Annotated in this window: 11 protein-coding genes; 2 read left to right on the forward strand and 9 right to left on the reverse strand. The window is 71.2% G+C overall.

The window, feature by feature from the left end:
• Positions 1 to 158: 158 nt before the first annotated feature.
• Positions 159 to 2,552, reverse strand: a complete 2,394-nt coding sequence (locus tag AAHM41_RS35500; RefSeq protein ID WP_342241355.1) for an aldehyde dehydrogenase family protein — start codon at positions 2,550 to 2,552, stop codon at positions 159 to 161.
• 11 nt (positions 2,553 to 2,563) lie between these two features.
• Complete coding sequence (gene deoC, locus AAHM41_RS35505) at positions 2,564 to 3,574, reverse strand: deoxyribose-phosphate aldolase (protein WP_342241356.1); 1,011 nt, start codon at positions 3,572 to 3,574, stop codon at positions 2,564 to 2,566.
• 111 nt (positions 3,575 to 3,685) lie between these two features.
• Between deoC and AAHM41_RS35510 the strand changes: the two genes are divergently transcribed.
• On the forward strand, positions 3,686 to 4,093 hold the full coding sequence (locus AAHM41_RS35510; RefSeq protein WP_342241357.1) for a GFA family protein: 408 nt from the start codon (positions 3,686 to 3,688) through the stop codon (positions 4,091 to 4,093).
• Position 4,094: 1 nt separating this feature from the next.
• Here AAHM41_RS35510 and AAHM41_RS35515 read toward each other — a convergent pair whose 3' ends face one another.
• The 3 genes from AAHM41_RS35515 to AAHM41_RS35525 all read right to left on the reverse strand — a co-directional run bounded on the left by AAHM41_RS35515 (position 4,095) and on the right by AAHM41_RS35525 (position 6,745).
• Positions 4,095 to 4,961 carry an NmrA family NAD(P)-binding protein gene (locus AAHM41_RS35515; protein ID WP_342241358.1) on the reverse strand — a complete coding sequence of 289 codons (867 nt, stop codon included), beginning with the start codon at positions 4,959 to 4,961 and terminating at the stop codon, positions 4,095 to 4,097.
• A 129-nt stretch (positions 4,962 to 5,090) separates the two neighbouring features.
• The gene (locus AAHM41_RS35520; RefSeq protein ID WP_342241359.1) at positions 5,091 to 5,873 is read right to left on the reverse strand and encodes an NYN domain-containing protein; all 783 of its coding nucleotides are present in this window, start codon (positions 5,871 to 5,873) and stop codon (positions 5,091 to 5,093) included.
• 14 nt (positions 5,874 to 5,887) lie between these two features.
• On the reverse strand, positions 5,888 to 6,745 hold the full coding sequence (locus AAHM41_RS35525) for an AraC family transcriptional regulator (RefSeq protein ID WP_342241360.1): 858 nt from the start codon (positions 6,743 to 6,745) through the stop codon (positions 5,888 to 5,890).
• 238 nt (positions 6,746 to 6,983) lie between these two features.
• On the opposite strand from AAHM41_RS35525, the gene AAHM41_RS35530 reads away from it, so the two are divergent.
• Positions 6,984 to 7,628: a TerC family protein gene (locus AAHM41_RS35530; protein WP_342241361.1), complete on the forward strand. Its 645-nt coding sequence runs from the start codon at positions 6,984 to 6,986 to the stop codon at positions 7,626 to 7,628.
• A 361-nt stretch (positions 7,629 to 7,989) separates the two neighbouring features.
• On the opposite strand, the gene AAHM41_RS35535 is transcribed toward AAHM41_RS35530, so the two are convergent.
• Genes AAHM41_RS35535 through uraD form a run of 4 tightly spaced genes read right to left on the reverse strand, consistent with a single transcriptional unit; the run spans position 7,990 to position 11,429 of the window.
• On the reverse strand, positions 7,990 to 8,406 hold the full coding sequence (locus tag AAHM41_RS35535; protein ID WP_342241365.1) for an endonuclease domain-containing protein: 417 nt from the start codon (positions 8,404 to 8,406) through the stop codon (positions 7,990 to 7,992).
• 14 nt (positions 8,407 to 8,420) lie between these two features.
• Positions 8,421 to 9,653, reverse strand: coding sequence for an ArgE/DapE family deacylase (locus AAHM41_RS35540; RefSeq protein WP_342241362.1), 1,233 nt, complete (start codon positions 9,651 to 9,653; stop codon positions 8,421 to 8,423).
• 16 nt (positions 9,654 to 9,669) lie between these two features.
• The gene (locus tag AAHM41_RS35545) at positions 9,670 to 10,920 is read right to left on the reverse strand and encodes an allantoate amidohydrolase (RefSeq protein WP_342241363.1); all 1,251 of its coding nucleotides are present in this window, start codon (positions 10,918 to 10,920) and stop codon (positions 9,670 to 9,672) included.
• On the reverse strand, positions 10,917 to 11,429 hold the full coding sequence (gene uraD, locus AAHM41_RS35550) for a 2-oxo-4-hydroxy-4-carboxy-5-ureidoimidazoline decarboxylase (protein WP_342241364.1): 513 nt from the start codon (positions 11,427 to 11,429) through the stop codon (positions 10,917 to 10,919). The genes AAHM41_RS35545 and uraD overlap by 4 nt, the downstream gene beginning before the upstream one ends.
• Positions 11,430 to 11,559 lie beyond the last annotated feature (130 nt).

Consider the following 11,559-nt stretch of genomic DNA (forward strand, 5'->3'; position numbering starts at 1 on the left):
GCCCCGCCCCTTCCCCCGGCGCCCGCGCCCAGACCCCTCCCCCTGCCCCCTCCCGCAAGGGGAGGGGGACTTAAAAAAGCTCACTTCCGAGATGTGTGAATCCAATAGCCGAGGACAGGAATGTGGTGCACGGCCCCTCCGTTCCGGAGACGGCGGCCCTACTCTCCGTAAGGCAGCCAGATGTTCTTCACCTGGGTGGCGCGGCGCAGATAGTCGCGGCCTTGCCCCTCAACATCCGACAGCCAGTCGCGGCGGCGGCCCTGGTTGGTCCAGGTGGCCTTGAGATTGCCGGCGCTGGCCTTCTCCACCAGAGCACCGCCTTCGGCCGGGCCGACATACCAGAGGGCGGCGACGTCGTCGTGCTCGGCCAGGGTCCTGGCCAGGACGTCGCGCTCGCCGGTGACGATGTTGACCACGCCGTCCGGCACGTCGGAGGTGTCGAGCACCTGGTACAGGTCGGTCGCCGCCAGCGGGCGGCGCGGCGACGGCACCACCACCACGCGGTTGCCCATGGCGATCGCCGGCACCACCAGCGAGACGAAGCCGAGCAGCGGCGCCTCGTCCGGGCACAGCAGGCCCATCACGCCCCAGGGCTCGTTCATCGCCAGCGTCACCTGGCGGGCGCGGGCGTCGTGCACCTGGCCGTCATATTTGTCGGCGAAGCCGGCATAGAAGAAGATCCGCCGCACCGCGGCCTCGACCTCCGCCGCGGCGGCCTTGGCCGAGGCACCGGTCATCGCCGTCAGGCGGCGGGCGAACTCCTCCGACCGGGCCGCCAGGTTCTCGGCCAGGAAGTACAGCACCTGGGCCCGGTTGTGCCCGGCCAGGCCGCTCCAGCCCGTCGCCTTGTGCGCCGCCTCGACCGCGTTGCGGATGTCCTTGCGGTTGCCGAGGCCGACCTGGCCCAGCGCCCGGCCCTTCGGGTCGAGCACGCTATAGCTGTAGCCGCCATCCGGCCGCGCCTGCTTGCCGCCGACATAGAGCTTGGCGGTGCGGTCGATCGACGGCAGGTCGTGGTCGCCGCCCAGCGGCACCGCCGCCAGCGGCGCCGCGGCCACGGGCTTCAGCGCCGGCGCGTCCTTCTCCCAGCCCGCCACCAGATATTCGAACATGCCCTCGCGCCCGCCCTCGCGGCCGAAGCCGCTCTCGCGGTAGCCGCCGAAGCCGACCGCGGCGTCGAACATGTTGGCGCAGTTGATCCAGACCACGCCGGCCTTCAGCCGGGCCGCGACATGCAGCGCCTGGTTCACCGTCTCCGACCACACCGAGGACGCCAGCCCGTAGCGCGAGGCGTTGGCCAGGCTCACCGCCTCGTCCGGGGTGCGGAAGGTCGAGGCCGACAGCACCGGGCCGAAGATCTCCTCCTGCGCGATGGTCGAGGCCGGCTCGGCCCCGGTGAACAGGGTCGGCGGGAAGTACAGGCCGCCCTTCGGCAGCGTCGCCGAATCCTGCCAGCAGGCGGCGCCCTCCTTCTTGCCGAGCTCGACATAGTGCTTGATCCGGTCGAGCTGCACCTGGGCCACGATCGGGCCCATATCGGTCGACTTGTCGAGCGGGTCACCGACCCGCAGCGTCGCCATCCGGCGCTTCAGCTTGTCGTAGAGGCGGTCGGCCACACTCTCCTGCACCAGCAGGCGCGACCCGGCGCAGCAGACCTGGCCCTGGTTGAACCAGATCGAATCCACCACGCCCTCGACCGCGGCGTCGAGGTCGGCGTCGTCGAAGACGATGAAGGGCGACTTGCCGCCCAGCTCCAGCGACAGCTTCTTGCCGCTGCCGGCGGTCGCCTCGCGGATCTTCCGCCCGACCTCGGTCGAGCCGGTGAAGGCGATCTTGTCGACATCCGCATGCTCGACGATCAGGGCGCCGGTGATGCCGTCGCCGGTGACGATGTTCAGCACGCCCGGCGGCAGCCCGGCTTCTCGGGCGATCTCGGCGAACAGCAGCGCGGTCAGCGGCGTGAACTCGGCCGGCTTCAGCACCACCGTGTTCCCGGCCGCCAGCGCCGGCGCCACCTTCCAGGCCAGCATCAGGAGCGGGAAGTTCCACGGGATGATCTGGCCGCAGACCCCGACCGGGCGGTAGCCGGGGAACTCGGTCTCGACCAGCGAGGCCCAGCCGGCGTGATGGTAGAAGTGCCGCGCGACCAGCGGGATGTCGATGTCCCGGCTCTCGCGGATCGGCTTGCCGTTGTCCATGGTCTCGATCACGGAGAGCAGCCGCTCGCGGCGCTGGACATGGCGAGCCAGGGAATAGAGGTGGCGGGCGCGCTCGGCCCCCGGCAGCGCCGCCCAGCCCTTCTGCGCCCGGCGCGCGGCCTTGACCGCGGCGTCGACGTCCTTGGCGGTGCCCTGCGCCACCTGCGCCAGGGGCTTGCCCGTGGCCGGGTTCAGCACCTCGAAGCGCCCGCCCTCGGCCGGGGCGACGAACTTGCCGTCGATGAAATGGCCGAAGCCGGCCTCGTGCCGCCCCAGCCAGTCGCGGGCGATGCCGCTGTCCTCGGGCGCCGGGCCGTAATCCATGGTGTCGAGAATCTCCGCGATCCGGGGCATCTTCGGGCTCCTCAGGCGGCGGCGTGGCGGAAGCCGGCCGAGTACCGGCCGGTGACGAAATGCTCGATCTGGCGCTCGACATCGGCCAGCAGCGACGAGGCGCCGATCCGGAACAGCTCCGGCTCCAGCCAGGGCCGGCCCAGCTCCTCCTTCATCAGGATCAGCCAGGCGATCGCGTCCTTGGCGGTGCGCAGGCCGCCGGCCGGCTTGAAGCCGACGCGCTCGCCGGTGCGGGCCTGGTAGTCGCGGATGGCGCGCACCATGACCAGGCTGACCGGCAGGGTGGCGTTGATATCCTCCTTGCCGGTCGAGGTCTTGATGAAGTCCGCTCCGGCCATCATGCACACCAGGCTGGCCGCCTCGACATTGCGCAGGGTCCGGAGGTCGCCGGTGGCCAGGATGGTCTTCAGATGCGCGTCGCCGCAGGCCTCGCGCATCGCCCGGACCTCGTCGTAGAGGGCGGACCACTCCCGGTTCAGCACCTGGGCGCGGTGGATGACGATGTCGATCTCGGCCGCCCCCTCCTCCACCGCGTAGCGGATCTCGGCCAGGCGCTGCGGCAGCGGCGTCAGCCCGGCCGGGAAGCCGGTGGCGACCGAGGCGACCGGAATGAAGCTGCCGGCCAGCGCCTTCACCGCGGCGCCGACCATGGAAGGGTAGACGCAGACGGCGCCGGTGGTCGGCGGCCGGTCGGACAGGCCCAGCGCCTCGACCAGGTCGTCGCGCAGCGGGTGCCGGGCCTTGGCGCAGAGGCGCTGCACCCGGCCCGGCGTGTCGTCGCCGGCCAGGGTGGTCAGGTCCATGCAGGTGATCGCCTTGACCAGCCAGGCGGCCTGGTATTCCTTCTTCACCGTGCGCCGGGTGGTCATGGTGGCGGCCCTCCGCTCGGCGGCGCTGAGATTGACCCGTGCCGCCTCGACCCAGTCCAGCTCCAGCGCCATGCCGGGGTTGCGATGGGTGTTGGCGGCCGGCACGATGCGGGCCACCGCCTCACCGGTGCCGTCTCGACGATGGTCGGGCATGGACGTCTCCCCTAGAAATCTGCGGGAACAGAGCGCCGCCGGTACCGGGCTGTCAAGGCGGAGCGCGGAGCGATACGCTGGCCGAACCAAGACCCTCGGAGAGGAAAGCCAATGACCGAGAGCACGCGCATGCTGACCGGCAAATGCTATTGCGGCGCCGTCCATTATGAAGTGGCGGACGAGTTCCGCTATGCCATGAACTGCCACTGCTCGAACTGCCGGCGGACGACGGGGTCGGCCTTCAAGCCCTTCGCCGGCATAGAGCGAAGCAAGCTGACCGTGACCCAAGGCCGGGATGCGCTGATGATCTATGGCGAGCCGGACCACAACAACACGCATTGCCGGGCCTGCGGCTCGCTGCTGTTCTCGGTCGTCCGCGACGGCGCCTATGTCCATGTCGCCATGGGCACGCTGGTCGACGACCCGACGATCCGGCCGACCGCGCACATCTTCGTCGGCTCCAAGGCGCCCTGGTACACCATCACCGACGACCTGCCGCAGCACCAGGAGTTCGGATAGGTCAGGCCAGCTGGCGCACCAGCGCCGCCAGCACCTCGGCCAGGGACGTGGTCCCGCGCCGGACCTCGCCGCCCTCGACCTCGATCCGCCCGGCATTGTGCGCGTCGTACAGCTCGGTGATCAGCCGGACATAGCCCTCGCTCGGCCCGCCTGCCGCGAGCGCCTGGTCCCATTGCCCGCGCGGCAGGGCCACCGCCTGGACCGGCCGGCCGAGCGGCCCCGCCAAGGCGGCGGCGACATCCATCGGCGTGTAGCGCTGCGGCCCTTCGGCGTGGAGGCTGCGCGGCGGCGCCTCGGCGGCGGCCAGCAGGTCGGCCGCGATCCGCCCGACATCGGGGGCCGAGACGGTCGGGAAGCGCTTGTCGAGCGGATGGTGCAGGCTGGCCAGCACGCCAGTGGCCGCGGCGGCGCGCAGCGACCGCGCCCAGTTCTGCATGTGCTCGGCCGAGCGCAGGAAGCTCACGCCCGGCAGGTCCGCGAGCCGCTGCTCCAGATGGTGGAAGATCAGGGTGACGCCGGTGCCGTCCGGGTGCTGGGCGCCATAGTCGGAGATGGCGACGGTGCGCGGCGGCCGCGCCGCCTCCAGCGCCCTTGCCAGGCTGTCGACCAGGCCCCGCGCCTCGGCCGCGGCGTCGCCGCGGGACGGGGCCAGCGGCACGACCGCCAGCACGCCCTCGGCGCCCGTTAGCGCCGCGGTCAGCGCCCGGGTGTCGGCGATGTCGGCGACCGCGATCTCGCAGCCGGCCTCGGCCAGCGCGCCGGCTTTGCCCGGATCGCGGACGACCGCCCGCACGTCATGGCCGCGCCGCCGCAGCTGCCCTGCTGCCGCCCCGCCGATCCGTCCCGTCGCGCCCACGATGGCGAACATGCTTCTTCTCCCGCTCGGCCCCGGATCGGGGCTCGATACGGGACCGACCTTGCCGCGGCGGCGCCGGTCGGTCGCGCCGGAACGGACGGCACAGCGCCGGAACGGACGGCGGCAACAGGCCGGCCACCGTCAGGCTGACGACGGCCGCTTCCTGGTTGCCGTCTCCCCGCCACGGGCCCTGGCCGGTTGCGTCGGCCTGACCTTGATCCGCAGGGCCTTGCCGTCCGGCTGATCGATGTCGAACGCCCCGGTCTTTCGCACCAGATCGCTGAGCTTGCGATAGCCATAGGTGCGCGGATCGAAGTCGGAGGCGATGTTGGCGAGGCGCTGCCCCACCGCGCCCAACCCGACCCAGCCATCCTCCGTCTCCAGCTGCGCGACGGCCTTCTGCAGGATGGGAATGGCCGCGGCGGGGGGCTGCAGGGCCTTGGCGGACGGTCCCTCTTCGGGAGTCGATACCTCAGCCTCGGGCAACAGGTTTTCGGTGTAGATGAATCTTCGGCACGCCTGCCGGAAGCTCTCGGGCGTCTTCTGCTCCCCGAACCCGTAGACATCGGCGCCCTGCTCGCGCAGACGCGACGCCAGGCGCGTAAAATCGCTGTCCGAGGAGACGAGACAGAAACCGTCGAACCGGCCGCTGTGCAGCAGGTCCATCGCGTCGATCACGAGGGCGATGTCGGACGCGTTCTTGCCGGTCGTGTAGGCGAATTGCTGGTACGGGTCGATCGCGTATTTCTGCAGGATGTCGGCCCACGACTTCAGCCGCTGGCCCGAGAAATCGCCGTAGATCCGCCGGACACTGGCCTCGCCGAATTTGGCGACCTCTTCGAAAAGGCCGGCCGCGATGCGCGGCGACGTGTTGTCGGCATCGATGAGAATGGCAAATCGGGGCAAGCGGTTTTCATCGGCCATGATGGGCACCTCGATCAGCTGTCGCGCCGCAGGGCGCCGGGGGTGGTGCCGAGGACCCGGCGCATCGCCCGGGCCATGTGGCTCTGATGGGCGAAGCCGGCGTCGAGCGCCACCTGGGCCATCGGCAGGCGGCCGCCCAGCAGCAGCGTCCGCGCCCGCTCGACCCGGCGGCGGATGACGAACTGGTGCGGCGCCAGCCCGGTCGAGGCCTTGAACAGCGGCTTGAAATGCGACGGGCTGAGCCCGGCCGCCGCCGCCAGCTCGGCCAGGGTCAGGCGCTGGTCCAGCCGCGACTCGATCAGTTCCAGCACCCGGGCGAGCTGCCGCCGCGACAGCGCCTGGCCGGCCGCGGCCGCCGGCACCGGCGCCGCATAGCGCCGCAGCAGATGGGCCGCCAGGGCCAGGCCGATGCTGTCGGCGTAGAGCGGGTCCGACTCCGCCCCGGCCTCCAACTCGGCCTTCAGGGCCCAGCCGAGATGCTCGATCCGCGGGTCGCGCAGCTGCAGCCGCGGCGCGATCTGCAGCCGGCCGGACGCCAGGCCCAGCCCGTCCGCCGCGCTGCGCATCAGCGCCGGGGCCAGGCGCAGCAGCAGGAAGCGGGCCGGCCCTTCATCCTCCCACGTCCCCGCGGCGCCGGCCGGCAGCAGGTCGATGTCGCCCTCGCGCTGCAGCCGGTCCTGGACCAGCCCTTCGGCCCGGCAATGGGCGACGACCGGCGGCCCGACATGCAGGCTGAGCCGAAGATCCGGCGACGGCGCCGCCTCGACCGCATGGCCGGTCGCGGCGAACAGCCCGGCGGCGAATCCGGTCCATTGCCCGGCCTTCTCCGGCGCGATCGCGCCGGACCGGATCACGGATTCATGTGTATCCATTCCGCCACACCTTTGAACCGTCCTGCGGCCTCCGCGCCGCAGTCTACGACCGGGTGCTTGAGCCGGCGAGGCCCTGTCGCTATATGGGCAGCCACCAGGCCGGGCCCCTCTGGCAGCTCCTTCGGGAGCTGCGATGTCGGACTGGAGACTCATCGAGTGGCCCGCCTGCCGACCCCCTGACACGCTCCCCCGGGATGGCATGCAGGCCGCTCCTCGCGACGAAGAGGACGGTTTTCGCATGGAATATTTGCTGACAGGCGAAGCGCTGGCGGCCCTGGCCCAGGTCATCATGATCGACCTGGTGCTGGCCGGCGACAACGCCATCGTCATCGGCTTGGCCGCGGCCGGGCTGCCCAAGGAGCAGCGCGGCAAGGCGATCCTGATCGGCATCGCCGCCGCCACCCTGCTGCGCATCGGCTTCGCCCTGGTGACCACGCAGCTGCTGGCCATCGTCGGCCTGCTGCTGGCTGGCGGCGTGCTGCTGCTGTGGGTGTGCTGGAAGATGTGGCGCGAGCTGCGCCACACCGCCAAGGAGGAGCACCAGGCCGAGGAGGCGCTGGCCGGCCATGACGCGAACGGGAACGGCGCGCCGCGCAAGACCTTCGCCCAGGCCGCCTGGCAGATCGTGATCGCCGACGTGTCGATGTCGCTGGACAACGTGCTGGCCGTGGCCGGCGCGGCGCGCGAGCACCCGGTCATCCTGATCTTCGGCCTGGCGCTGTCGATCGCGCTGATGGGCTTCGCCGCCTCGTTCATCGCCCGGCTGCTGAACCGCCACCGCTGGATCGCCTATGTCGGCCTGGCGATCATCCTCTACGTCGCCATCGACATGATCTGGCGCGGCTCGGTGGAGGTCTGGCCGCACCTCCAGGCTGCGATGTAAGGGCGGCGATCGCCTCGTTAAGGCTGATCTTGCCTTCTAACTCTCCCCCTCCCCTCGCGGGAGGGGGTAGGGGGAGGGGGTGTCGATCGAAGAAAGCCGGCGTGGAATCAGCCGGGATCTCTGCGGGGCCGGCGGCGACGCTCAACATCAATTCCGTCGGCGCCAAACCCCTCCCCCTTCCCCCCTCCCGCAAGGGGAGGGGGAGGGCAAAAGGGTAGGCCGGCTCAAACGGCGACGTTCCGAGAAGATCTCACTGGCGAGAGAGGCAATCTGTTCGCAAGCCCGCCGTCCGTGTCGCCGATCGATATGTCAATGCCGTAGCCCCTCGCGGGAGGGGTGTCGCCGACCGAGCCGGCGCCACTCAGTTTGCGATAACCTCTTCGCCCGGCAATGCCGCGGCGATGGCATCGACAACGTCCGGCAGTCGATACCTGACCTGATCGTTGGTGAAACGCAGCACCCGGAATCCCTGGCTTTCCAGCCAGCGCGTCCGGCGTTCATCGGCATCCACTGTCAGGTCGTGTGAGGGTCCGTCGACCTCGATCACGAGCCGGGCCGCGAGGCAGACGAAGTCGACGATGAAGTTCCCGAGCGGATACTGCCGCCGGAACCGAAGGTCGCCGACGCGCTTGCCGCGGAGCTGACGCCATAGCAGGCGCTCGGCCTCGGTCTGGCTTTGGCGGAGGGCACGGACGCGAGGGTCAACGACCAGATCGATACCCCTTCCTGCTGCGACAGCCCCCTCCCCCTGCCCCCTCCCGCGAGGGGAGAGTAAAATATTCTCTCTCTGCCTTACCCCGCCAGCAGATCCCTGACCGCCAGCGCGATCACCTCGGTCGCCTTGTACAGGTCGTCCAGCTTCAGCCGCTCGTCGGCCCGGTGGGCGTTGGCGTCCTCGATGGTGCGGGGGCCGGCGCCGTAGAGGGCGATCGGCACCCCGGCCGCCGCGTAGTGCCGGGCGTCGGTGTAGAGCGGCACGCCCTTGACCGGGATCTCCTCGCCCAGCACCGGCGCGGCACGGCGGCGGATCGCCTGGGCCAGCCGGTCGGTGCCCGGCAGCGGCGACAGCGGCTCGGCAAGCAGGATGCGGCGGACCGTGACCGTCGCCTTCGAGAAGGCCCTGGCCGCATCCTCGATCACGCCGCGCAGCTCCGCCTCCACCGTCGCGCCGTTCTCTTCCGGGATCAGCCGGCGGTCGAGCCGGAACGCCACCCGATCGGGCACGACATTGGTGTTGATGCCGCCCTCGATCAGCCCGATGGTCAGCTGCGGCGAGCCGATGCCGGTCACCTTCGACACCGTGGTCGAATACAGCCTGCGGTGCTCGTACAGCCGCACCAGGATCGGCGTCGCCGCCTCCAGCGCGTCGATGCCGGTGGAGGGCAGAGCGGCATGGGCCGACCGGCCGCGCACCTCGACCTCGAGATGCAGGCAGCCGTTGTGCGCCGTTACCACCGCATAGCTGAAGGCGGCAGCGATGGCGAAGTCCGGCTTCGACAGCCCCTGCTCCAGGATCAGCTTCGGCCCGATCTCGCCGCCCGATTCCTCGTCATAGGTGATGTGCAGCTCGACCGTGCCCCGGGTCAGCTGGCCGGCCTCCTCCAGCGCCTTCAGCGCGAAGGCGTAGCTGGCGATGTCGGATTTCGAGACGGCGGCGCCGCGGCCATACATCCAGCCATCGACCACCTCGGCGCCGTAGGGGTCGTGGGTCCAGCCCTCGCCCGGCGCGACCACGTCGCCATGGGCGTTCAGCGCGATCACCGGACCGTCGCCGAAGCGGCGGCGGACGATCAGGTTGCTGGCGCTGATCATGCCATGCGCCTTCGCCAGCTCGGCCGGCACCGGATGGACCTCGACCTCGAAGCCGAGCTCGCGCAGCAGCTCGGTGGTCCGCCGGGCATGCGCGTCGCAATCGCCGGGCGGGTTGTCGGACGGGACCTTGACCAGCTCCGCCAGGAACCGGGCCTGCTGCTCGCGCGCACCGTGGAGGTAGGTGCGGATGGCGGTGTCGATGCTGTCGGTCATCACGGGAACTTTCGTGTCAGGCGTACTGGCGGAGAAGGTCGAGCAGGACGCGGACGGCAAGATCCGCATCCTCCACGGTGATGGATTCGGCCGGGTTGTGGCTGATGCCGCCACGGCAGCGCAGGAACAGCATGGCCACCGGGGTCAGCGACGCCATGGCCATGGCATCGTGGCCGGCGCCGCTGGGCAGGCGCCGCGCCGGCAGGCCGTGCCGGCGGATCGCCGTCTCCAGCCGCGCCATCAGCGCCTCGTCGCAGCGCACGGCACCGGCGTCGTGGTAGCGGTCGAGCGTCAGCTCGACACCGCGGCCGCGGGCGATGCCCTCCACCGCCGCCGTCATCTCGGCCATCGCGGCCAGGCGGTCGGCGTCGTCGGGTGCGCGGATATCGATGGTGAAGCGCACCGCGCCGGGGATGACGTTGACCGCGCCGGGCTGCACGTCGAGCTGCCCGACGGTCGCCACCACGTCGCGCCGGCTTTGGGCGCAGCGCTCCACCGCCAGGATCATCGAGGCGGCGGCGGCCAGGGCGTCGTGGCGCAGGTCCATCGGCACGGTGCCGGCATGGCCGGCCATGCCGCGGACCGTGGCGTTGGTACGGCTGGCGCCGTTGATCGCGGTGACCACGCCCAGCGGCAGGCCCTCGGCCTCCAGCACCGGCCCCTGTTCGATATGCAGCTCGACATAGCCGAGCACGCGGTCGCGCCGCCGGGCCTCGGCCTGCAGCCCGTCCGGGTCGCCGCCGAAGTCGCGCAGCAGGTCGCCCAGGCGCATTCCGTTGTCGTCCAGCGCGTCGGCCACCGCCGGGTCGACGGTGCCGGCGACGGTGGCGCTGCCGGTCAGGGTGACCGGGAAGCGCACGCCCTCCTCGTCGCCGAAGGCCAGCACCTCGACGGCGAAGGGCAGCCGCTCGCCGCGCCGGTGCAGCTCGCCGACCACGGCGATGGCGGCGAGCACGCCGAGATTGCCGTCATACTTGCCGGCATCGCGGACGGTGTCGATGTGCGAGCCCAGCAGCAGCGCCGGCAGGCCGGGCCGGTCGCCCTCGTAGCGGCCGACGACATTGCCGGCGGCGTCGGTCCGCGCCGCCATGCCGGCCTCGCGCATCCAGGCCAGCACCTGGTCGGCGGCCTGGCGGTGGGCCGGCGACAGGAAGGTGCGGGTCAGCCGGTCCGGGTCCTCGCTGAAGCGGGCCAGTTCGTCCAGCCGCCGCATCAGCGCGGGGCCATAGGCGAGGGTGTTCTGCGTCGGCGCTGTCCCGAGGCTCACGGCAGCAGGTCCTTCAGTCGCAGGAGGGCGATCTTTTCCACCTCGGCCAGGGCCGTGGCGAATTCGGTGTCGCGCGGGTTGTCGACCCGGCGCTCGAAGGCGGCCAGGATCTCGGCCCGGCTGCGGCCCTTCACCGCCATGATGAAGGGGAAGCCGAAGCGCTCGACATAGGCGGCGTTGAGCTCCTGGAACCGGGAGAATTCCTCCGGCGTGCAGCGGTCGAGCCCGGCGCTGGCCTGCTCGGCGCTGGAGCTGGCGGTCAGCTCGCCGGCCACGGCCAGCCGCCCGGCCAGGTCGGGATGGGCGCACAGCACCTGGAGCTGCCGGTCGTGGTCGGCGGCGCGGAACACGGCGCTGAGGGCGGCGTGCAGCCCCTCGGCGGTGTCCTGCTCATGCCCCAGCCCGGCCTCCCACGCCGCCTCGGCGATCCAGGGCGAATGCTCGAACACGCCGCCGAAGCGGACGGTGAACAGGTCGCGGTCCATGGTGCTGGGACGTGGGACGGTCATCGGATGCCTCCCCGCAGCCCAGCCCAGCTTGGTCCCCCCTCCCCCCGCGGGCTACCGCATTCGCGCATCGCCTCTTTTGAGTCCCCCCTCCCCTTGCGGGAGGGGGGTAGGGGGAGGGGGTTCTCTCGGC

The organism is Inquilinus sp. OTU3971 (assembly GCF_038440215.1).